Source organism: Leadbettera azotonutricia ZAS-9, assembly GCF_000214355.1.
Taxonomy (GTDB): domain Bacteria; phylum Spirochaetota; class Spirochaetia; order Treponematales; family Breznakiellaceae; genus Leadbettera; species Leadbettera azotonutricia.
This window is the reverse complement of sequence record NC_015577.1, coordinates 2,402,293-2,422,400: the sequence shown is the minus strand read 5'-3', so window position 1 is coordinate 2,422,400 and position 20,108 is coordinate 2,402,293. Positions and strand designations below refer to the sequence as shown.

The window sequence follows — 20,108 nt, the reverse complement described above, 5'->3', positions numbered from 1 at the left end:
ATCCTAAAGTAGAAAATTCAAAGTTTCAATTATTTCTATTTCGCCACAATGTTCACAAGCTTGTCCTGAACGGTAATTACTTTTACTACCGTCAGTCCATCTGTCCATTTAACGGTCCCCGGCAGGGCAAGGGCCGTTTTCTCAAGTTCCGCTTTTGCCGTTCCTACAGGGGCAGTGAATTTGTCGCGGATTTTTCCGTTGACCTGCACCACAATGGTAGCTTCGCTCTCAACGCAAAGTTTTTCGTCATACACAGGCCATTGCGTTTTGGAGATTGATTCCTTGTGGCCAAGGCGTTCCCAGAGTTCTTCGCCCAGGTGGGGGGCATAGGGGGCTATCATCTGCACCAGGGGTTCCCAGAGCGAACGTGGAACCTCGGCAAGTTTGGCAAGCTCGTTGGAATAGATCATCATCTGGCTTATTGCTGTATTAAAGTTAAGCGTATCAGTGTCTTGCCCAACTTTTTTGATAGTCTTGTGCAGCAAACGCGTTAAATCGGCATGGCTTGCGTCAGGGGCTTCAATGACTGTGCCATTTGGCTCTGCCAAATGGCATTTCTCGGCTATGCTCCAGAGACGCTCCAAAAAGCGGGAGACGCCAACGAGGCCGGCGGTGAGCCAGGGCTTGGTAACTTCCAGAGGGCCCATGAACATTTCGTACATGCGCATGGAATCGGCGCCGAATTCTTTCACAATGTCGTCCGGATTGATAACATTGCCCCGGCTCTTGCTCATCTTTTGGTTGTCTTCGCCCAGGATCATGCCCTGATTCACAAGACGCTGGAAGGGCTCTTTGGTGTTTACGAGACCCAAATCGTAAAGCACTTTGTGCCAGAAGCGGCTGTAAAGCAAGTGCAATACTGCGTGTTCCACACCGCCCACGTAGAGATCCACCGGCGCCCAGTATTCAACTTTGTCCTTTGCGGCAAAAGCCTTGTCGTTGTGGGGATCAAGGTAACGGAGATAGTACCAGCAAGAGCCTGCCCACTGAGGCATGGTGTTGGTTTCTCGCTTGGCCTTTCCCCCGCATTTCGGGCAGCTCGTATTCACCCAATCGCTGATGAGGGCCAGGGGGGATTCGCCTGTGCCGGTGGGGGCGTAGGATGTCACTTCCGGAAGCTTTAAGGGGAGATCTTTTTCGGGAACCGCAACAATGCCGCATTTTTCGCAGTGCACTAAAGGAATGGGCTCGCCCCAATACCTCTGGCGGCTGAATATCCAGTCCCGGAGTTTGTAATTGATTGCCTTTTTGCCTATGCCCTGCTCTTCGATCCAGGCAGTTACCTTAGCCTTAGCTTCGTCAGTAGGGAGGCCGTCGAAAGAACCGGAATTCACTGAGAAGCCATCGGCAACAGTACACTCGGCAGGTTCCCGTGAAACATCTTCGCTGCTTCCCGGTTTGGTCGGGGATACCACCTGGATAATCGGCAACTTGTAAACCTTGGCAAAATCCCAGTCCCGCTCGTCGTGGGCAGGAACAGCCATGATGGCCCCTGTGCCGTAGGAAATAAGAACATAATCGGCAATCCAGATGGGTATCTTCTTATTGTTAACCGGATTAACAGCATAAGCCCCCGAGAATACGCCGGTTTTTTCTTTTGCCAGATCAGTCCGTTCAAGATCACTCTTCTTGGCCGCAGAGTCCACATAAGCCTTGACGGCGTCCTGTTGACCGGCAGTGGTGATCTTCCCGACCAGAGGATGCTCAGGGGAAAGAACCATATAGGTAGCGCCGAAAAGGGTATCGGGCCTGGTGGTGTAAATTTCGAGGGTGTCGGGATAGCCGTCGATTTTGAAGATCACGTTGGCGCCTTCGGAGCGGCCTATCCAGTTCCGTTGCATGAGCTTCACAGGCTCGGGCCAGTCGAGACCGTCCAGGTCTTCGAGGAGCCGTTCGGCATAGGCGGTTATCTTCAGGATCCACTGGCGTATGCGCTTGCGCGTAACTTTAGTGCCGCAGCGCTCGCAGAGACCGTCTTTGACTTCTTCGTTGGCAAGGCCGGTCTTGCAGGAGGGGCAAAAATTGATGGGGCTCTCGGCCTCGTAGGCCAGGCCCTTTTCAAAAAGCTTGAGAAAGATCCATTGAGTCCATTTGTAATAATCTTCCTGGGATGTATCCACTTCCCGATCCCAATCGTAGGAAAAACCCAGGGATTTGATCTGGGTGCGGAAGTGGTTGATGTTGGCTGCGGTGGTTATTGCCGGGTGGGTTCCGGTTTTGATGGCATAGTTCTCGGCAGGGAGGCCGAAGGCGTCAAAGCCCATGGGGTGGAGAACGTTAAAACCCTTCATGCGGAGGAAGCGGCAATAAATATCGGTGGCGGTGTATCCCTCGGGATGGCCAACATGGAGGCCCTGGGCCGAAGGGTAGGGGAACATATCCAGCACATAGCGGCGCTTGTCCTGGGCAAAGCCAGGATCTTCGACAGCCTTAAAGGTTTTATGATCCGCCCAGAATTTCTGCCATTTGGGTTCTATAGTTTCAAAGGGATATTTCGCCATGCAAGGCACTCCTCTTACAAATTTATTCTATATATAATATCCGGCTAGAGGCTTTCATTGCAAGGCAGGGGCTATCTAGTATATGCCAATGCCCTAAACCCTTTGCGCTTTGCGTCCCCCAGCCGGGAAAAGCCTTTAGGCTTGAGCCTGTCAAAACGCTCCGCATCCGATGAGCCCAGGGAGACGAGGAAGATACCGCCAGGAGCAAGAAGGGCCTCCAACGATTCCCAGGCAGCAGTATGGCGGTTCGCCTGGGGGACAATTTCGGGGAAGGCTGCAATAAAGGAATAAGGCCCCGCGCCGAGAAGGGCTTCTCTATCGCAGAGCAAATCCGCAGCCGGGATCAGCAGGGGCGCTATCCCGGGGCTATTGGTTTCCAAATTGTGCTGCGAAGCTTCCAGGGCCAGAATATTCCTGCCCGCGAGAGCCAATTTCGGAGCCGGGGCTTCCCCCGTGAACTTTGCAAGCCACACCGCAAAATGGCCCTGACACGGTTCGTGGATAAGCCAGGAACCAGAGGAAAGATTTTCCCCCATGCGGGAACAGAGCTTCGCAGCCGCCAAAATATCATCCCCAGGGCTGTCGAAATCCCCGCAGCCATGGATAGCATCGATATGGACGGGGATGTTTTCTATCGCGTAAGTATCGCTGTGCCTGATGTAAAAAGGATAGCGATCCAGGAAGCCCGGACCGGTTTGAACCGCAGCCGTTGCATCTTTGGCATCCCCATGCCCATACACAAACACCCTATGCTCCGTGCCCTGCTCTTCATGGAGCAGTGCAGCCCCTGCCTCATCGATCCGCTCGCGGAAAAAATCCGCCAGGGTATTTACCGCCACCATGAAGACCCGTCCGTTTGGGTTGAGGAGGGCAGCAGAACGCCGAACAAAATCCTCAAGCACCGGCCCCCCCGCCTTGGCTGGGATATTGGTAATGATGAGATCCCAGCGCGCGCCCAAAGGCCCCGCGAGCAGGGGCTCCGCTCGGGCTTCCAAAACAGCGGCAGGGATATTGTTTCGGCACGCGTTGTATTCGGTGAAACCCCTGGCAAGTTCGTCACGATCCTGGGCCCGGACATGGAATTGGCCAGACGAAGAAGCCTTGCCCTCAGGGGAAGCAGCTGGTTCTTTTATGATGTCCAGCAATGCCCCCGCAGCGCAGACCCCAAGCACCCCGCAGCCGGAACCCGCGTCCAAAACCGAAAGAGGCAGGGGCTTGCGCTCATGGACATCTTCATCAATATATTTGGAAAAAACCTTGAGGAGCAGCCTCGAACCTGTATCTATTCCTGCGGAACTGAAAATAGCGTGGGATAAGGAGAAAACATAATTCCGGCCCCGAAACTTGAAGGGAACTTCCCTGTTGCTGAAGGCCGGGATGCAGGGATTAGCTATTGACCCGTTCGAGGTATTCGTTGGTTTCGGTATTCACGAGGATTCTTTCGCCCTGCTTGATAAACAGGGGAACCCGCACCGTAAGACCCGTCTCGGTAATTACCGGCTTGGTCGCCCCCGAGACCGTGTCGCCTTTGACGTAGTTTTCAGACTCGGCCACAGTAAAGACCACCTTATAGGGAATCTTGATGTCGATGACCTTGCCGTCCCAAATGGTAAGCTCGTAGGCTTCCGCGTCTTTAAGGTAGAGTTTTTTGTCTTCCATGCCCGCCTGGGGCACTTCGTACTGCTCAAAGGACTCGTTGTCCATAAAGTGGTAGCTTTCCAGATCCGCATACTGGAACTGGCAGGTGTGGACATCAACCTGGGCGTCTTCTATTTCCTGCTGGGTAGGAATAGTCAAAGAAAGGACAGAGCCATCCTTGATGCTCTTCATTTTTATGCGGGCAACGGCGGTCCCCTTCCCGGGGTTATGGAATTCCCGGTCCACCACAAGATAGGGCTGCCCTTTCTGGAGCAGACAGCTCCCCTTAACAATATCACCGCCTCGAATCATGTAATCCTCGCTTGAATTTATCTTTTTGCTACTATAGCAAAAAGAGGGCTTTTAGGGAAGAGGGCATTATGGAGGGGGAAAGCCTTCCCCCACGCTTCAAAGCCTGCGGCTTTTCCGCTTCCCCCTTCTCCCAAGGGGCAAAGCCCCCAAACCCCTGCAACTGTTGGAAAAAACAAAAAGCCCTTGCTATTCTCAAATGGAAATCTTACAATGGGATAATATAAAGGCACCTGTCACCAAATTTGTCTAGCGGCAATGTAAAGGCACCATATACAAAGTCCCATAAGTTGGCTATCATATCAAATATGGAAGCAATAGAATTAATACGTCAAATTGATAGGTTGCCAGTACCCCAACGGATGTTTATTGCAGAACGGATAATTCATTCTGTCCGGGAAGAGGAACAGACGGCAACTCTGAAAGAGGCTGCCGATAGTTTATATGAAGATTATAAAAACGATCCCAATTTGACAGCCTTTACCAGCCTTGACTACGAAGAGTTTTATGAAACAAGGTGAAATCTGGCAGGTTTCCCTGGACCCGACCTTGGGCGCTGAGATGAAAAAAACCCGCCCCGCCCTCATCATTAATGACAATGCTATGGGTAAACTTCCCCTTAAAGTCATCGTGCCTATCACCGATTGGAAAGAACACTATCGGATAGCGCCCTGGATGGTAAAAATAGAACCCCGTCCTGATAATGGCTTGGTAAAAACATCTTCTATCGACTGTTTTCAAATCAGGTCGGTTTCAGAAGAACGCCTCATTAACTATCTTGGGGCAATTACCACGGATGAGATACTGCAAGTGCAGGAAGGGATCAGCAAAGTAATAGGAATGGGTAAAGCGTAATTTTCATCATATACAAGTTTTGACTTACCATAAGGCATCCTTTGAACCTGTATGACCTCCCCACTGATAAAATTGGAACAAACACATTCTACCAGTCCCCGGCAGGGACCAATTCAGTGGTGCTCCATGTTACCTGGGGCACTAACCATCCTGGCGCTGTCACTGGTGGTGGATTTATACTAGCACTGCTCACTTAAGCCTGGCCGCCTTGCAAGGAGGCTGGCCATTTATCTTTAAAGTTATACTCCCCATCTCTGTTATTTAACTATCGACAAAAAATGAACGTAATTTACTTGCCTTTAACGCTAAATATTAGTATTTTAGTAATATAGAATTGCAATTCTAAAAACTTTATAGGAGAAAGATTGGATTATTATGAGTAATCTACAGAAACCACAGAATGTGCTTCATACCATTAAGGCGAAGCTCTACCCTAATTACCTGAAAGAAGCCAGCGGCAAGTACATTGCCCGGGCAAAAGCGGAAATGCCCTTGTCCGTAGAGGATGTTTGCGCATCGGCAACCTCCCGGGGAGGCTCCGGGATGAACTGTAACACCATGATTGCGGCGGTAAAGGCTTACTTTTCGGAGGCAGCCTACATGCTGGCGGACGGTTTTGCGGTGAAGAACGACTATTACTCGATTCATCCCAAAATCGGGGGAACATTTGAATCGGAAAGAGGTTCCCCGGACGCCAAACGGAACAAGATTAATTTTAGGTTCCGCCGTCTCAAGGGCTTCAAGGATATTATCGAAATGACCACGGTGCAAATTGAAGGTCTCGCGTCCCCAGACGTCCACATTGGCGAGGTGCTTGACATAACCACGGGCCTAAAAGACGGTACCCTAAGCCCCGGCGGAATGGTAATGCTTAGGGGCAGGCGCATCAAAATTGTCGGCTCAAACCCAGCCTGCGGCCTCTATCTCGTAAACACCGCGGATGGCAAGAAAACCAGGGTAACCACCAATTTTGCAACGAACGTCAGTACAAAATTGGTTTTCCAGATGCCTGTTTTGAAGAAAGGGGTCTACCATATCGAGGTAGTTACCCAATTTACCGGCCACACGGAACTAAAAGATCCCCGTATTATAGCCTGCCTTACAGATCTTAAAGTAAACTAAAAACTGATAATTCCAGGAAGCCCTGCGTCAAAAGGTGCAGGGCTTCCGTCACCATTAGTCCCATATAAACGACTGGCAAGTCGCGTGACAGACGACCGTACGGTCGTGCGTCAGATGACAGCACGGCAGCATGATCGGCAACACCTTTGCGCGTAGTTGCTGATTTTATGTTTGACACATTCTAAAGAAATTGTCATAATAAAGCCAAGGGGAAAACATGAAAGAAAGACGGCTAAAGAAATGGTGGCTCATCAGGCTTGCCTTGACTATTATCGGGAAAAAAGGGCTCAAAGAGCTGGATAAAGCTTCCAGGGATGGTAAGAAGGCCCAGGAAGAAACCCTGCGGAGCATTCTGGAGTATGCAAAGGATACTGTATACGGGATAGAGCATCACTTTGGGGATATCCTCAAGGCGTCGACGGCGGAGGAGCTTTTTGGTTTATATCAAAAATATGTTTCCCCGAACGAGTATGAGGATCTTCGGCCCTATGTGGAGCGGCATAAAGAGGGGGGGAGCAATATCCTGTTCCCCGGCAAGCCCAAGATGTACGCCACTACCAGCGGCACCACCAAGGAGCCCAAGTGGATACCTGTCACAGAGCGGTATTATAAGGAAGTATATAAAAAAATGAATGCTTTCTGGCTGGCTACCTTGGTGCTGGCCAAGCCCAAGGCTTTTTATGGCCCCTTCGCTTCCATTGTGGGCAAGGCCATTGAAGGGGCCGCGCCGGACGGGACCGTATATGGCTCGATTTCCGGGGTGATGCAGCGGGACATTCCCGGTTTCATGCAGGCTATCCATACCGCCCCGGCGGCGGTGTTCAAGATTTCCGATTACAAGGCCCGGTATTATGCGATTATGCGCATGGCCATTGAGCGGAACACCCACGGAATCATCACCGCCAATCCCAGCACCCTGGTGGAAATGCAGAAAAACGCCAATGAATTCTACGATGAGTATGTGAACGACATCGAAAAAGGCACTTTGAGCCATTTATTCAACATTTCCGATGAAATCCGCGCCGAATTGGAGCCATTGCTCAAGCCGAATCGCAAACGGGCGGCTGAATTGCGGGCGCTGAAGGAAAAATACGGCAATGTCCTGCCGAAGCATTACTGGCCGGAAATGCAGGTGGTCAATGTCTGGTTCTGCGGCAATACCCAGGTCTATTTCGACAAGATCAAGGATTCCTTTCCCAAGGACTGTGTCTTCAATGAATTCGGTTATTTTTCTTCCGAATGTCGCGCTGGCTTGGTGCTGAAAACCGGTATCCAGGACACGGTGCTCTTTGGCCACAAGACCTATTTCGAATTCATCCACGAATCGGAAATGGAAAAAGAGAACCCCGCCATTACCCAGATGTACGAGGTGCAGCCCGGGCAGCGCTATTGCATGCTGATTACCACATCATCGGGGCTCTACCGGTACAATATGAACGATCTCCTGGAAATCACCGGGTATCATAACCAGTTCCCCACCCTCAAATTCATCCAGAAGCTCAACGGGACCGTGAGTCTGACTGGAGAAAAACTCCACGAGCGGCAGTTTATCGAGGCCGTGCGGGCGGTAGAACAGGTAACCCGCTACAAGGTTGCTTTCTTTGTGGGATTCGCGGATATAGCCAATTCCAATTACCGGTTTTACTATGAATTTGCGGATCAGAGCATCACCGACCGCGAAGCCGGGGAATTCACCAAAATGGTGGACGCCGAGCTGCAGCAGTACAATGTGGAATACAAGGAGAAGCGGTCTTCGGACCGGCTCAAGGCGCCCGAAACCTATCTTCTTAAAAGCGAAGCCTTTGAGCTGTTCAAGTCAAAATGCATAGACCAGGGGTTCCGCGATGGCCAGTTCAAGGTGAATCTTCTTATGCAGGACGAAAAACGCCACGATATGTTCAAGGAGCTTGTGAAGAACGCGAGCTAAGGGCCGGGGGGCTTTGCCCCCGGCTTGTTGATTCGTGGCGAGGGGGTTAATACCCCGCCCCTTGGGGCGGTTAAAAAGGTATTAAGCCCCGAGTCCAATTCCTTAAGAGAACAACATACCTCGCGGCTTGCCGCGGGGTTGTTGATTCGTAGTGATTACAGCATCCCCTCCAGTTGATCGACCAGTCTCCCAAAGCTCCGGCAAGCCGCTTCTACCGGGGCGGGCGAAGACATGTCCACCCCCGCTACCTTCAATGACTCGATGGGGAAACGGGAACCGCCCGATTTCAGGAAACAGAAATAATCCTCCCGCTCTTTGGAGCCCCCGGACAGCACCCGCTCGGAGAGGGCGAGGGAAGCGGAGATGCCTGTGGCGTATTTGTAGACATAGAAGGCCCGGTAGAAGTGGGGGATGCGGAGACCTTCGAGGTCGCTTTCATTTTCGAGGACCATTTCGGGGCCGAAGTATTTTTCCAGGAGTTTGCGGTATTCTCCCCTCAGCACATCCACTGTGAGGGGTGTGCCGCCTTCTTCGAGCTGGTGGCTGAGTTTTTCGAATTCCGCGAACATGGTCTGGCGGTAGAGGGTAGCCAAGGTCTCGTCAACGCGTTTGTTCACCAGGTAGAGCTTGAGTTCCTTTGAATCCGCGTTTTGCATGAGATAACGGAAAAGGAGCTCCTCGTTAAAGGTGCTGGCAACCTCGGCTTCGAAGATCGTGTAGCCGTAGTGCATGAAGGGATTGGACTTGGCCGAGTACCAGGAGTGCATGGAGTGGCCTCCTTCATGGGCCATGGTGAACACATCCCGTATGGCGTCCTCTTTGTAATTCATCAATATATAAGGGTCTCCCACATAGCTGCCTGCGGAGAAAGCGCCTGAGCGTTTGCCCTTGTTCTCGTATCGGTCGGCCCAGCGGCCCAGAAGGCCCCCGCGCAATGTATCCACATACTCGCCCCCAAGGGGGGCAAGGGCTTTGGAGACGAGATCCACTGCTTCGTTCCAGGTAGTCCGTTTTGTATTGGCCACCGGAACCATGGGGACATACACATCGTAGTGGCGGAGTTCAGGCACCTTGAGAGTTTTCTTCCTCAGGCTGTAGTAATGGTGCAGGGGCGCAAGGTTCCGGCTTATGGTGTCGATGAGGTTGTCATAAACCGATTCGTCCACATCGTCAGAAAAGAGGGCGGCTGCCCTGGCCGATGGGAACCCCCTTACCCTGGCGCGGATTACGTCGAGCTTCACCTGCCCCGAGTAGAGGCTTGCGAGGGTGTTCTTGTGGGCTTCGAAATGGCCGTAGAAAGTTCCGTACACTTTCTTGCGCAGTTCCCTGTCGGGGTTTTCCATAAAGACCGACCAGGTAGACTGGGAGAGGGGCCGCTTGCCCTGGGGGGTGTCGATGGCGCCGAAATCCATGTCCACATTGGTGAGCACCGAGAAGGCGTCTTCGCTTACCAGTTCTCCTTCCGCATGGAGGGCCAGGATTTTTTCTTCCTTGTCGCTCAGAATGTGGGGCTTGTAGCGGAGCAGTTTTTGGAGATAGACGCGGTATTCGGAAAGCTTGGGATGGACTATGTAGGTGACAATGTCCTGGTCGGGTATGGCCATGATCTCCGGGGCCGCCCATGAGGATGAGGCCTGGGCTTTGGAGGCTGCCATCATGAGGCGGCCTGTCATGGTACGGGCTGCGCTGTCGCCCTCGTCCTCGGTCTGCCTGAGGTCGGCGTAATAGTTGAGCCTTTCTTCGAGGAGGCCGAATTCCTTTTGGAAATCGAGCCATGCCGCAAGGTCTTCCGCCGACTTTGCCAGGGTTCCCCGGAAAGAGGGGATCTTTTCTGCCAGTATCTCAAAATCCGAAAGGGCTGCGCTCCATGCTTCGTCATTGGGGTAAAGCCTGGAGAGGTCCCAGGTGTCCTCTTTTTTGGCTTCCTTGCGGGAGGGGATGGTTTCTTGGCTCATGTGCATTTCTCCTGTTTATGCCGATATTCTAAATCAAATGAGCAAAACTTTTCTATATGCCGGAATTTCAGCGGTTTTATTCCTGGCGGTTTTCAATAGCTGCAAAAGCCCACCGCCTCCTCCTCCCGCAGAGATGCCCAAAGACCCCAGGGCTTCCATCTTCCTTGAAGGCATCGAAGCCCAGGGCGTGAATTCCATCAACCTTGCCTTTGTGCTTAAGGCCGAGAATCCCCGGTCCGAATCCGCAGCGGTGACTGTCGGCGTCTGGTCTGTCTTGATAAACAACCGAAAAGTTGACGAAGGGGTGCGCATACTGCCGGAAGCTTCCGGCTTCAATGTGGATGCTGCTTCGGACGCCGAGGTTCCCGTGAAGCTTGAGCTGGACATAGCTGCCCTTACCAGGGCAGGGCTTACCCTGAAAGACGATTACCATGTGAGCATCGGGACTGATTTGGAATTTGTCTATGATGCAGGCATGGTCAAAGTGACAGCCGGCGGCGACGCTCTGTTCCCGCGCATACAGGAACCGGTCTTTGCCATTACTGCCATTGCCATATTAAAAGCGGAGCTCATCAATACCCGCTTTAGGGTCAGCCTCAAGGTTGAGAACCCCAATCCCTTTCCCATGGACTTGTCTTCCTTTAAGTACGAGCTTTATGGCGAAGGCCGCTTCTGGGCTGATGGCCAGGAGAGAAACGTGCTTAAAATTCCCGCCCATGGCGCTGCGGAGACAAGGCTTTTCCTTGTAATGAATTTTATCGATATGAAGCGGGACCTTTTCGATTTGATTGTCAATCTCCAGGATGTGAATTACCGTTTCAAAGGGGAGGCACTGGTCAAGACCGAGGTGGATTATCTCCCCCAATTCCGCACCGCTTTTGATCTTTCAGGGTATTCCCAGGTGTTTGACAATTAAGATTCAACCCGTGAGCTTTCCATGGGAAAGGGCAGGACTCCGTCAATCGTGGACCGCCCTGTGAGGATCATGATGAGCCTGTCCAGCCCCAGGGCAACGCCCGAGCATTTTGGGAAATTGTTAAACACTTTATAATAATCAGCATCGACCTTGTGCTGAACCAAAGCGTGTTCTTTTTTTGCCCTTGCCTCGGATTCAAAAAATTTTTGCACTTCATCAGGATCTGTTTCTTCTGAATAACAATTGGCCAGTTCAACGCCCCGCAGGTAAAGCTCCCAGCGTTCGACGGTTTTGCCGTCCGCGTTTTTTTTCGCCAGGCAGGGGACGAAGGCGGGATAATCCATTAACGCCACAGGGTGATCTTTTGGCAGGTTTGGTTCCACTGCATGGATAAAGATAAGATCATAGAGGGCGGCTGTGTCCAAACCCGAAGGGGGATCAATGCCAAGGCGGCGGGCTTCTTTTTCAAGGACGCCCTCGCTTGTTTGGGTTCCCTTTTTTCCTGCCGCTTCATAGAGATTGAACCCTGCCCATCGGGCAAAGGCTTGTTCCATTGTAATGCACTCAATATTGGCAAGCAGGGGATTGCCGATTGCCGCAAGAAGCTCCCCGGTGATTTTGAGGGAATCCCTGTAATCCGCGTCCATGGTGTAATACTCAAGCATGGTGAACTCGGGGCTGTGCATGCGTCCCGAAGATTCTCCGTTGCGGAAGCATTTGCAGATCTGGTAAATGCTTTTATGATGGGCGGCTATAATCTTCTTCATCCAGATTTCAGGGGAGGGTATAAGCCAGTAGGGCTGCTGCCCTTTGCGGCTGCCGTGGGGCGCAAGGCGTGGGGTTTCAAAAACTTCGAGACAGGACTCGGGGATTAAATCCGGCGCCAGCAGGGGGGTGTCTGTTTCAAGGTAATTGCGATTGTCAAAGAAATCACGCGCATGGCGGATTATGCTTGCCCTGTTTGCGAGCAATTCCAAATCCATCATAATTTATGCTTCCGCGTATTTGCGCACTGCTTCTTTCCATTTGTTTCCCCTGTCGAATTCATTGAGGAACATGCCGAAGCTGGTACAGCCCGGCGACAGCGCTATTGCGTCGCCCCTTTGCGCGATTTCCATGGCGGCTTTTGCGGCAGCCCCCGCGGAATCGTAAGGGCCTTTATAGGGGGTTCCTGCTGCATCCAGGAGCTTTCTGATTTTTTCGCTCCCTGTGCCTGCAAGAAGCAATATCGCCTTTGCTTTTGGGGCAGCCTTGATAAAGGGCGCATAGTCAAGGTTCTTGTCCGTGCCGCCCGTGACCAGCACCGGGGAACCGAGGGCTGCTATTGCGGCGGCGGCTGCTTCGGGTATGGTGGCCGCGCTGTCGTTATAGAAACGTACGCCTTTTGATTCCATAAAGAATTCCAGCCTGTGTTCTATGCCGGGGAAGCGGCCTATGCTCTCCCTGATAAAATCCGCGTCGATGCCCAGATCAAGCAGAGCAAGGGATGCTGCCAGGAGGTTCATCTTTTGGTGATCCCCGGGGGTAAGGAGTTTTTCGGGGACTACCTCGACAAGCTTTCCATTTGCAATCCTGGCGATGCCCGGCCCGCCATTGGGGGTGAGCCAGCCGCCCGCAATCCCTTCGAGCAGGGGCTGTGCTGAATAAACCAGGGGGCGGCCTTTGCTTTCCCGGTGGAAACTTCTGCCCCATTCGTCATCCCTCGCCACAGTGGCATCGCAACTGTCCTGGCCCTGGTAGATGATGCGCTTGTCGGCAATGTACGCTTCCATAGTTCCGTAGCGGTCAAGGTGATCGGGCATGATGGCGGTGAGCACTGCCGCGCGGGGCTTGAGCAGAGGGGCGGGGGTTCCGTTGTCTTTGCTGTTTTCCTTTGTGCGGCCTTTTACATCCCCCAGCTGCCAGCTTGAAAGCTCCAGCACGACATCGTCCCCTTCTTCAAGCTCATCAAGGAAGGTGAGTGGGGAGACCGTGATATTGCCGCCGAGGAAGGCTTTTCCGGGCAGCCCATGGTATTCGCGGGCTTCCTTCAGCACCCAATGGAGGGCCGAAGCCGTGGTGGACTTGCCCTTGGAACCGGTGACCGCGCTCAAGCGGGCAGGGGACGCTGCGAGGAATAGGGAGATATCGGTCTCGATGCGCCTGGCTTTCTTGAGATACGGGGAGTCGGGGCGGACGCCGGGATTTTTAATCACCATGTCGGCTTTTTCAAAATCTTCCATATCATGACGGCCTAAAATGTAGCGTATTGTTGCGCCTTCAATGCCGGCCTCAAGCTTTTCGATGGAAGGGGCAAGGATCTTTTCGTCCCTAAGGTCAGTGACGCTTACTTCAGCCCCCCTCAATGCAAGGTAACGGGCGGATTCGATGCCCCCGCCATTCAGCCCAAGGCCCATAACGAGGGCTTTTATGCCGGCAAAACTGTTTTTCACCATTTTATCTCCGTGGGCTTCTTTACTTGCCCCTTGTACTGCTTCATAGTATAGTAAAATATGGCGCAAAAGGAAATTACATCGCAAGTACCTGCTTTGGATGAACTGGGCCGGCCGGTGAATTTCGGCTGGGCCCGTTCTCCTCTTTTTGCATACAATTCGGATTTGATCATTTCGCCAAGGCGCTTCGTCTACGAGTCGGATCGTTATGTGCTTATATCCCCCAGCCATCTTATTATCCTTGAGATTCTTGATGATGGCTTTTTGGGATATATCGGAATGTCCGTGTTGTCCCTCAGGGATAAAAAGCGTTCTACCCAATTCTACAATATCCCCTTTCCCCTTGGTGCCCTTGATTTGCCCCGGGACAGCGATTCAGGTTCTGTAAGATTGCAGGCGCGGAAGTACCTCCTCAATTTTGCCGCCATGGAAAGCGGCGCCAGGATCATCAAAGTCGATATCCCCAAGTTTGGGCACCACCGCAGCCTTAGGGGGGAGCTGGTTTTAACCCCTCCCGAAGGCGCTGAATCCCTTGTGACCCATATGCCCTGGCGCGAAAAGAAAAACGCGTTCCGCTGCGCAAGGCGTTCGCCCTGGTACATTGCAGAAGGGGTGATACAGTTTGGAACCCAGGAACTCATCTTTACCAAAGGGAATTCCTGGGGCATTTTTGACTGGACCCGGGGGGTGAGGCCGCCTCAGGATATACGTTTTTGGGCTTCGGGCTGCGGGCAGAGCAATGGCCATCAAGTGGGGATAAATGCCGGCTACGATACTGCCGATTCCGCCTTTGGCACTGCCAATGCATTTTTCCTGGACGGCAAACTGCACAAACTGGATCAGGTTACTTTTCATGTATCCCCTTCCAACTGGCTTCAGCCCTGGCGTTTTACCAGCAATGACAACAGGCTTGAAATGGTTTTTACCCCTCACCAGGAACGAATAGAATCGCACCAGGTGATTTTCCATTCCTTAAAACGCCGCCAGGTTTGCGGCTTCTTTTCCGGGAAGGTTGCGCTCGATGGCGGTGAAGAATTTGAATTCAAAAATATAACCGGACTTTGCGAGAGAAGGAAAACACGTTTTTAAGATAGGAGCCTGTGGCACTCCTAGTTGTTTTTTAATTCGTCCAGGGCTTTTTCCGCCTCGGATATTTCGTCGTAATCTATTTTCCCGTCTTTATAGATAATTGAATTCTCGTGCCCCTTGCCCAGCAGCAAAACCAGATCCCCTGGTTTTGCAAGGGAGAAGGCTTTGCGTATGGCTTCTGGCCTGTCGGGAATGAGGAAGAGATCCTTGTTGACAGTTTTACTGTCACCGGCTCCCTGGTCTGTTTTGCAGCCCTGGTCTGCTACGCAGCCCTGGGCTATCTCTTCGAGTATAGCCACGGGATCTTCGCCCCGGGGATCTTCGTCGCAGAGTACCACTATGTCGGAATAGGCAGCGGCAATTCGGCCCTGCTCGGGGCGCTTCCTGGTGTCCCGTTCCCCGGCTGATCCAAAGAGGCTTATGATCCTGCCGCCTGAGGCGTTGAGCCTTTCGCGCAGGGGAGGGAATATGGTTTCGAAAGACGACGGGGTATGGGCATAATCCACCATCACTTCAAAAGGCTGGCCTTTGCTGATAGCGGTCATCCTGCCCCTTACGGGCTTGAGGTAGGGGATAAGGGGAATCAGGTCTTTTATGTCTTTAGAAAGGAGGTTGGAAACTACCAGGAGGCTTGCCAACACATTCCCTGCATTGAAAGCCCCGGGCAATTGATCCCGTATAATGAGATCTTCGCCAGTGGCTGCTGCATGGACTTCGTACCAGTTGCCCCAGGCGCTGCTTTCAATAATTTTAAGGGAGAGGTCCGCATCCGCCCCGCGCACACTGTAGCTGTAGGTTTTGTGTTTTGTAGCCTCGGCAAAAAAATCCGCGCTGGGATCATCGGCATTAACCACGCCGAAAGACGGCACCGACACAAGGGCATTGAGCTCCGAATGCAATACCTTTTGTGGATAATATACCTCGTCCGTTTTGCGGCGGGGCTGCTGATTTTTCTGATCCAGCTTTGCATGATCCGGGGCAGCATCCAAAGAACGGAAAAGTTCAGCCTTGTCGCTCCGGTACTGTTCCCAGGTGCCGTGAAATTCCAGATGCTCATGGGTTACGTTGGTCATGACCCCCACATCGAAGACCACATCCCCCAGCCTATTGGTCCGTTTTGAGAGGCCGTGGGAACTGGACTCCACTACCGCAAAGTCCGCGTCATTGCGTTTCATGTCGGCCAAAAGTTTATGGATGGTTACCGCCTCTGGGGTGGTCTGGTGTTCAGGATTGCAGAAGTCGGTTTTCCCATCCCCCTGCATGACCGTGGAGATAAAGCCCGACCTGAGCCCCAAAAGGCCCAGAAGCTGGTGGATAAGATAGACCGTGGTGCTTTTCCCCTCGGTGCCTGTGACCCCTACGACAGCCATGTGCCGCGAGGGGTGATTATAGAAGGCGTCCGCTATGGGGGACATGGCAAAGCGGGAATCCTTTACCCTTATGTATGTAACCCATTCCCTGAATTCTTTGAGCTCATCCTGATGGACGATAACCGAGGCGCCCCATTTCTCGGCCTCGGGGATAAAGGCATGGCCGTCGGCGTGGAGCCCGGGGAGGGCAAAATAAATAAACCCTGGCTTAACCTTGCGGGAGTCGTACTCCAGGCCGGTAATAAGAGGATCGTTCTCCCCGCCGTAACGGGTCCCGACTATACCCGCCTTTTCGGCAAGCTGGGATGTGAAAAATTCCTTAAAATTCCTGGCGTAAGGGTTGTTCCTTTTACCGGCGCTCATGAATTTACTATAATGGGAATGCGGGCATAATTCAACACAAGAAAAGCCTTGCCCTCCTGCTGCCTTAGGGGTATCTTTAGAACATGTACAGCGTCAGAGTTGAGGCCGATTTTGCGGCAGCCCATTTTTTAAGCCATTACCACGGCAAATGCGAAAACCTCCATGGCCATAACTACCGTGTCCGTGCCTGGGCAAGGGGGGAGTCCCTCTCCGATGGCGGCATGCTCCTGGATTTTGGAGTATTGAAGAAGTGTCTGAGGGAAGCCTGCGCTGGCCTGGATCATACCAACCTTAACGACAAGGGGATCTTTGCAAACGACCCCAGCGCCGAGCGGATCGCAAAATATATTTTTGATCAGACGAAGGCGCTTTTGCCTCCCGAAGCGGCGGGCCTCCTCCATGCGGTGGATGTCTACGAGACCCCTACCAGCATGGCGCGGTATAAACCGGATAAATAGCCCCAGGATTCATTCCCCAAACACTACCGCAGTAAACGTAAAAAGCTCGGCTCCCGGCGCTTCGTACGATTTGGGCGGCAGCCCTGCCTTTATGCAGATATAATCCAAATATTCCTGCTGGTTCCAGCCCTGTTCAACGGGAACCTGGGGCAACAGCACGCCGGCCCTGCCCCGGTATATGAGGTAGAGGCCATGGACGCCCACTTTGATCGAATAAGGATCGGGGCATAATTCCATAGGCGAAAGGGCTGAAATTTCGATGGAACAGCGGGGGAATTCATCAGACGAAAGCGACGGGAAGCGGGGATCGCCAAAGGCGGCTTCTATTGCCATGGTTCTTACAGTTTCTTCAAGGGGCAAGCCGGCGCTCATGCGGCCTATGCAGCCGCGAAGATTTTTCCCTAAATGGAGAGTTACAAATGCACCGCAAGGCACTGCAAGGGCGGAACCGCCCGAGGCTACGGCCTTGGCTAATTCAGGGGAACGCTCATAGCGGGGCTTGCGGCCTTCGAGTTTGGCAGCAATGGTTTCGCGGGCATCCTTGAGGAGGGCTTTTTGTTCGACCGGGGTGATGGTAAAGGGCATAGTATCTTCCTTTATTGATTATATCACAGCATAAATAAAGGTAAAATACTCAAAATAGTTCCATTTGGCTTTTTTTATCCGGCTCATGGGATTTAATATCAAGTATTTTCATGCTTATAATAAAAGTATCTTTTTCCATAGCAGTTTTCAGGGGCAGGGCTTTGTTTTCTTTAAGCAGTTCTTTGTTACCCCTGGCCTGGCTGACGATGCACCCGATGAGGCGTTTTTGTTTTTCTGCGAAGCGGGCAGTATGCATGGTTCCTCCGGTAACATCAGTTTCGATAACAACGATGCCCCTTGAGAGGCCGCTTTGTATGCGGTCCCGGGCGACGAAGAAATTCTTCCGGGGTTTTGTTCCTGGGGGGTATTCGGAAAGGAGGAGGCCGCCTTTTTCGAGGATGGCGTCCCTCAGGTTGAGGTTTGAACGGGGATAGCAAATGTCAAGGCCGTGTGCCAGAACGGCAATGGTTTTGCCTCCCGCGTCCAGGCAGCTTTGATGGGCGATGGTATCGCAGCCTGCGGCGAGGCCGCTTACGATGACAAAGCCTTTTTCGACCAGGAAGGAGGTTGTCTCGGCGCAGGCAGCTTTTGCTGCTTCCGAGGGAGTGGTAGTTCCCACCACCGCAGCGGCAAAGGTTTCTCCAAGTAGGGCGGTGTTCCCAAGGGCGTAGAGAGTGCGAAGCTTCCCGCTGATTTTCCCCAGATTGACGGGGTAGAGAGGATCGCCTGGGGCAATGGCTATTATTTCCCTGGTTGCTTCTTCCATATTCGCATTATACCAATTATTGATGTTTTGTTGTATCTTTGGATATCTATGAGCAGGCTTCAATTTAATTCGCGGCTCTTTAAGGCTGCGGTAAAATATTCCATCCCTGTGCTTTTAGGATATGCAACCATAGGCATTGCCTTTGGTCTTCTCCTGGTGAATGCGGGCTATCCCTGGTGGCTCAGTCTTGTGATGAGCCTTGTGCTTTATGCAGGGGCCGGACAGTTCATGGCGATAGGTCTTTTTGCGGCAGGAACCACACTTTGGGAAATTTGCCTTATGGAGCTGGTGCTCAATGCCCGGCACATGGCGTACGGCCTTTCCATGCTAAAGCGTCTGCCCGGCAAGGGCTTTATGCGGCTTTACTGCATATTCGGCCTTACCGACGAAACCTTCGCCCTCCTGTCCAGCCTGCCTCAAGGAGATGACGCAGACGCGGGAATTATCCCCCCTGGGAGCGACAGGGATCTCTTCATGTTTTATGTAACCCTGCTGGATCAATTCTACTGGGTCTCGGGCTCCGTGATAGGCGCTGCGGCAGGATCGCTCATCCCTTTCAATTTTGAAGGCATAGGATTCGCCCTTACTGCATTGTTTGTAGTATTGCTCATAGAGCAGATACTGAGGGTGAAGAAGCCCCATGTCTTTGTTATATCGGGACTTGTCACCGTGCTCTCGGTGATTTTTATTCCCGGCAGATTCAGCCTGCTTACGGCTATGGCCCTGTCGCTGGCCCTGGTTTCCCTTTTGGGGCAAACCGGCAAAGGGGAAAAAGCATGAACACCTTAGGCGAAGCCCTGGTTTTCACATTTGCTACAGGGGCAGTAGTTTTGTTCTGCAGGGCCTTTCCTTTTATTTTTTTCCGTACCGGGAACGGGGAAGGGAACAGGGGAGCAGGCTGGATTAGCTTTGTGGAAAAAATAGTGCCCCCGGCAGCCATGACCGTCCTGGCAGTTTCGTCTGTGGCAAGTTCAATAAAAGCCAATGTATACGAGAGCCTTCCGGTCCTCGCAGCTGCCGGTGTTACTGCGGCGCTCCATCTCTGGAAACGCAATTCACTCATCAGCATTTTTGGGGGCACTGCCCTTTACATGGTACTGAAACAGGTTCTTAAAGGCTTTTAATCCGGAGACAATTCTCCTATACTGTGCTCATGGAAACTCCAACCCCTGTTGGCACAATCCCGGTTGAGCTTGATTCACGGCTTGAGAAGATTGAAACCCGCCTCGCCTATCTTGAAGAGTTCCTCATCCGCCTTCAGGATGAAGTTACAAAACGCCACCTCTTCATGGACAAGCTGGCGGAAGAACATGGGGCGGTAAAGGAAAAACTTATACAAATATCCCGGGATTTGGAAGAAATTCCCAACCAAAGGCCGCCCCATTATTGATGAGCCGTTTCAAAATAACCGGTTTTGAAACGGCTATGTATAAAGAATGTATAAATATACGAAATACTTGACTTAAAAAAGGTGATATGCCACTATTCCTGTATGAAAATCGAAGATCTTAAGGAAACCGCTGATCTGGCCCACCTCAATCTTGGGGATGAAGAATTGGCCTCGGCCTTTCCTGCCTTTGAGCAAATGCTGGGGTATTTTGCAGCCATGCAGGCTGCGGATAGCGATGCCCAGGCTTTCCCTGCGGGGCTTTCTTCCAGCCTGAGCGCAGGGCAGGCTGCCAATGCCAAAAGCGTGACATCCGCCTTTTTCAGGCTTGATTCGCCTGCCGAAAATGCCAAAGACCTCAATGAAAATATACTGAAAAATGCCGGGGACAGGGACGGACGTTTCCTGGTTATCCCCAATGTTCTATAAATGGAG

At 52.2% G+C, this 20,108-nt stretch carries 21 protein-coding genes; 12 read left to right on the top strand and 9 right to left on the bottom strand.

Annotation, left to right across the window (positions count from 1 at the left end; all coding sequences use genetic code 11):
• Positions 1-35: 35 nt before the first annotated feature.
• The 3 genes from leuS to efp form a co-directional block, all read right to left on the bottom strand.
• Positions 36-2,501, bottom strand: a complete 2,466-nt coding sequence (leuS, locus tag TREAZ_RS10645; protein WP_015711863.1) for a leucine--tRNA ligase — start codon at positions 2,499-2,501, stop codon at positions 36-38.
• A gap of 71 nt (positions 2,502-2,572) precedes the next feature.
• Positions 2,573-3,880, bottom strand: coding sequence for a methyltransferase (locus TREAZ_RS10640; protein ID WP_083820285.1), 1,308 nt, complete (start codon positions 3,878-3,880; stop codon positions 2,573-2,575).
• Positions 3,881-3,887: 7 nt separating this feature from the next.
• Positions 3,888-4,451, bottom strand: a complete 564-nt coding sequence (gene efp / locus TREAZ_RS10635; RefSeq protein ID WP_015711861.1) for an elongation factor P — start codon at positions 4,449-4,451, stop codon at positions 3,888-3,890.
• Positions 4,452-4,756: 305 nt separating this feature from the next.
• On the opposite strand from efp, the gene TREAZ_RS18105 reads away from it, so the two are divergent.
• From TREAZ_RS18105 to TREAZ_RS10620, 5 genes are all read left to right on the top strand, one after another.
• Complete coding sequence (locus tag TREAZ_RS18105; RefSeq protein ID WP_148257794.1) at positions 4,757-4,969, top strand: hypothetical protein; 213 nt, start codon at positions 4,757-4,759, stop codon at positions 4,967-4,969.
• The gene (locus TREAZ_RS10630; protein ID WP_015711858.1) at positions 4,956-5,303 is read left to right on the top strand and encodes a type II toxin-antitoxin system PemK/MazF family toxin; all 348 of its coding nucleotides are present in this window, start codon (positions 4,956-4,958) and stop codon (positions 5,301-5,303) included. Before TREAZ_RS18105 ends, TREAZ_RS10630 begins: the two co-directional genes overlap by 14 nt.
• A gap of 41 nt (positions 5,304-5,344) precedes the next feature.
• Positions 5,345-5,500: a hypothetical protein gene (locus TREAZ_RS18355; protein WP_015711857.1), complete on the top strand. Its 156-nt coding sequence runs from the start codon at positions 5,345-5,347 to the stop codon at positions 5,498-5,500.
• Positions 5,501-5,678: 178 nt separating this feature from the next.
• Complete coding sequence (locus TREAZ_RS10625; protein ID WP_015711856.1) at positions 5,679-6,425, top strand: DUF4469 domain-containing protein; 747 nt, start codon at positions 5,679-5,681, stop codon at positions 6,423-6,425.
• Between the two features lie 217 nt (positions 6,426-6,642).
• Complete coding sequence (locus TREAZ_RS10620; protein WP_015711855.1) at positions 6,643-8,352, top strand: GH3 auxin-responsive promoter family protein; 1,710 nt, start codon at positions 6,643-6,645, stop codon at positions 8,350-8,352.
• A gap of 155 nt (positions 8,353-8,507) precedes the next feature.
• Here TREAZ_RS10620 and pepF read toward each other — a convergent pair whose 3' ends face one another.
• On the bottom strand, positions 8,508-10,307 hold the full coding sequence (gene pepF / locus TREAZ_RS10615; protein ID WP_015711854.1) for an oligoendopeptidase F: 1,800 nt from the start codon (positions 10,305-10,307) through the stop codon (positions 8,508-8,510).
• 37 nt (positions 10,308-10,344) lie between these two features.
• Between pepF and TREAZ_RS10610 the strand changes: the two genes are divergently transcribed.
• Positions 10,345-11,223 (top strand): LEA/WHy family protein, encoded by an 879-nt coding sequence (locus TREAZ_RS10610; protein ID WP_043923458.1) that lies wholly within the window; start codon positions 10,345-10,347, stop codon positions 11,221-11,223.
• On the opposite strand, the gene TREAZ_RS10605 is transcribed toward TREAZ_RS10610, so the two are convergent.
• Both TREAZ_RS10605 and murD read right to left on the bottom strand, forming a co-directional pair.
• Positions 11,220-12,206 (bottom strand): EF-P lysine aminoacylase GenX, encoded by a 987-nt coding sequence (locus tag TREAZ_RS10605; protein WP_043923457.1) that lies wholly within the window; start codon positions 12,204-12,206, stop codon positions 11,220-11,222. The genes TREAZ_RS10610 and TREAZ_RS10605 overlap by 4 nt on opposite strands.
• A 6-nt stretch (positions 12,207-12,212) precedes the next feature.
• Positions 12,213-13,658 carry a UDP-N-acetylmuramoyl-L-alanine--D-glutamate ligase gene (gene murD, locus TREAZ_RS10600; protein WP_015711851.1) on the bottom strand — a complete coding sequence of 482 codons (1,446 nt, stop codon included), beginning with the start codon at positions 13,656-13,658 and terminating at the stop codon, positions 12,213-12,215.
• Between the two features lie 57 nt (positions 13,659-13,715).
• On the opposite strand from murD, the gene TREAZ_RS10595 reads away from it, so the two are divergent.
• A complete protein-coding gene (locus tag TREAZ_RS10595; protein ID WP_015711850.1) occupies positions 13,716-14,744 on the top strand; it encodes a DUF2804 domain-containing protein in 1,029 nt (342 codons plus the stop codon).
• A 20-nt stretch (positions 14,745-14,764) separates the two neighbouring features.
• Here TREAZ_RS10595 and TREAZ_RS10590 read toward each other — a convergent pair whose 3' ends face one another.
• The gene (locus TREAZ_RS10590) at positions 14,765-16,477 is read right to left on the bottom strand and encodes a UDP-N-acetylmuramoyl-L-alanyl-D-glutamate--2,6-diaminopimelate ligase (RefSeq protein ID WP_015711849.1); all 1,713 of its coding nucleotides are present in this window, start codon (positions 16,475-16,477) and stop codon (positions 14,765-14,767) included.
• A gap of 83 nt (positions 16,478-16,560) precedes the next feature.
• On the opposite strand from TREAZ_RS10590, the gene queD reads away from it, so the two are divergent.
• Positions 16,561-16,935 (top strand): 6-carboxytetrahydropterin synthase QueD, encoded by a 375-nt coding sequence (gene queD, locus TREAZ_RS10585; RefSeq protein WP_015711847.1) that lies wholly within the window; start codon positions 16,561-16,563, stop codon positions 16,933-16,935.
• A 9-nt stretch (positions 16,936-16,944) separates the two neighbouring features.
• On the opposite strand, the gene amrA is transcribed toward queD, so the two are convergent.
• Together amrA and TREAZ_RS10575 are read right to left on the bottom strand one after the other, a co-directional pair.
• Positions 16,945-17,520, bottom strand: a complete 576-nt coding sequence (amrA, locus tag TREAZ_RS10580; RefSeq protein WP_015711846.1) for an AmmeMemoRadiSam system protein A — start codon at positions 17,518-17,520, stop codon at positions 16,945-16,947.
• A 49-nt stretch (positions 17,521-17,569) separates the two neighbouring features.
• Positions 17,570-18,286 carry a DNA-processing protein DprA gene (locus TREAZ_RS10575; protein ID WP_015711845.1) on the bottom strand — a complete coding sequence of 239 codons (717 nt, stop codon included), beginning with the start codon at positions 18,284-18,286 and terminating at the stop codon, positions 17,570-17,572.
• A 48-nt stretch (positions 18,287-18,334) separates the two neighbouring features.
• On the opposite strand from TREAZ_RS10575, the gene TREAZ_RS10570 reads away from it, so the two are divergent.
• The 4 genes from TREAZ_RS10570 (at position 18,335) to TREAZ_RS10555 (ending at position 20,102) form a co-directional block, all read left to right on the top strand.
• Complete coding sequence (locus tag TREAZ_RS10570) at positions 18,335-19,066, top strand: AzlC family ABC transporter permease (RefSeq protein ID WP_015711844.1); 732 nt, start codon at positions 18,335-18,337, stop codon at positions 19,064-19,066.
• Positions 19,063-19,410 (top strand): branched-chain amino acid transporter permease, encoded by a 348-nt coding sequence (locus TREAZ_RS10565; RefSeq protein ID WP_015711843.1) that lies wholly within the window; start codon positions 19,063-19,065, stop codon positions 19,408-19,410. Before TREAZ_RS10570 ends, TREAZ_RS10565 begins: the two co-directional genes overlap by 4 nt.
• A 29-nt stretch (positions 19,411-19,439) precedes the next feature.
• Complete coding sequence (locus TREAZ_RS10560) at positions 19,440-19,676, top strand: SlyX family protein (RefSeq protein ID WP_015711842.1); 237 nt, start codon at positions 19,440-19,442, stop codon at positions 19,674-19,676.
• 102 nt (positions 19,677-19,778) lie between these two features.
• Positions 19,779-20,102, top strand: a complete 324-nt coding sequence (locus TREAZ_RS10555) for an Asp-tRNA(Asn)/Glu-tRNA(Gln) amidotransferase subunit GatC (protein WP_015711841.1) — start codon at positions 19,779-19,781, stop codon at positions 20,100-20,102.
• The last annotated feature ends 6 nt before the right edge of the window (positions 20,103-20,108 follow it).

What these genes read in the sequence shown, in the direction of transcription:
- leuS (WP_015711863.1), bottom strand. Translation starts at nt 2,501, where the DNA reads ATGGCGAAATATCCCTTTGAAACTATAGAACCCAAATGGCAGAAATTC.
- efp (WP_015711861.1), bottom strand. Translation starts at nt 4,451, where the DNA reads ATGATTCGAGGCGGTGATATTGTTAAGGGGAGCTGTCTGCTCCAGAAA.
- TREAZ_RS18105 (WP_148257794.1), top strand. Translation starts at nt 4,757, where the DNA reads ATGGAAGCAATAGAATTAATACGTCAAATTGATAGGTTGCCAGTACCC.
- TREAZ_RS10630 (WP_015711858.1), top strand. Translation starts at nt 4,956, where the DNA reads ATGAAACAAGGTGAAATCTGGCAGGTTTCCCTGGACCCGACCTTGGGC.
- TREAZ_RS10625 (WP_015711856.1), top strand. Translation starts at nt 5,679, where the DNA reads ATGAGTAATCTACAGAAACCACAGAATGTGCTTCATACCATTAAGGCG.
- TREAZ_RS10620 (WP_015711855.1), top strand. Translation starts at nt 6,643, where the DNA reads ATGAAAGAAAGACGGCTAAAGAAATGGTGGCTCATCAGGCTTGCCTTG.
- pepF (WP_015711854.1), bottom strand. Translation starts at nt 10,307, where the DNA reads ATGAGCCAAGAAACCATCCCCTCCCGCAAGGAAGCCAAAAAAGAGGAC.
- TREAZ_RS10610 (WP_043923458.1), top strand. Translation starts at nt 10,345, where the DNA reads ATGAGCAAAACTTTTCTATATGCCGGAATTTCAGCGGTTTTATTCCTG.
- TREAZ_RS10605 (WP_043923457.1), bottom strand. Translation starts at nt 12,206, where the DNA reads ATGGATTTGGAATTGCTCGCAAACAGGGCAAGCATAATCCGCCATGCG.
- murD (WP_015711851.1), bottom strand. Translation starts at nt 13,658, where the DNA reads ATGGTGAAAAACAGTTTTGCCGGCATAAAAGCCCTCGTTATGGGCCTT.
- TREAZ_RS10595 (WP_015711850.1), top strand. Translation starts at nt 13,716, where the DNA reads ATGGCGCAAAAGGAAATTACATCGCAAGTACCTGCTTTGGATGAACTG.
- TREAZ_RS10590 (WP_015711849.1), bottom strand. Translation starts at nt 16,477, where the DNA reads ATGAGCGCCGGTAAAAGGAACAACCCTTACGCCAGGAATTTTAAGGAA.
- queD (WP_015711847.1), top strand. Translation starts at nt 16,561, where the DNA reads ATGTACAGCGTCAGAGTTGAGGCCGATTTTGCGGCAGCCCATTTTTTA.
- amrA (WP_015711846.1), bottom strand. Translation starts at nt 17,520, where the DNA reads ATGCCCTTTACCATCACCCCGGTCGAACAAAAAGCCCTCCTCAAGGAT.
- TREAZ_RS10575 (WP_015711845.1), bottom strand. Translation starts at nt 18,286, where the DNA reads ATGGAAGAAGCAACCAGGGAAATAATAGCCATTGCCCCAGGCGATCCT.
- TREAZ_RS10570 (WP_015711844.1), top strand. Translation starts at nt 18,335, where the DNA reads ATGAGCAGGCTTCAATTTAATTCGCGGCTCTTTAAGGCTGCGGTAAAA.
- TREAZ_RS10565 (WP_015711843.1), top strand. Translation starts at nt 19,063, where the DNA reads ATGAACACCTTAGGCGAAGCCCTGGTTTTCACATTTGCTACAGGGGCA.
- TREAZ_RS10560 (WP_015711842.1), top strand. Translation starts at nt 19,440, where the DNA reads ATGGAAACTCCAACCCCTGTTGGCACAATCCCGGTTGAGCTTGATTCA.
- TREAZ_RS10555 (WP_015711841.1), top strand. Translation starts at nt 19,779, where the DNA reads ATGAAAATCGAAGATCTTAAGGAAACCGCTGATCTGGCCCACCTCAAT.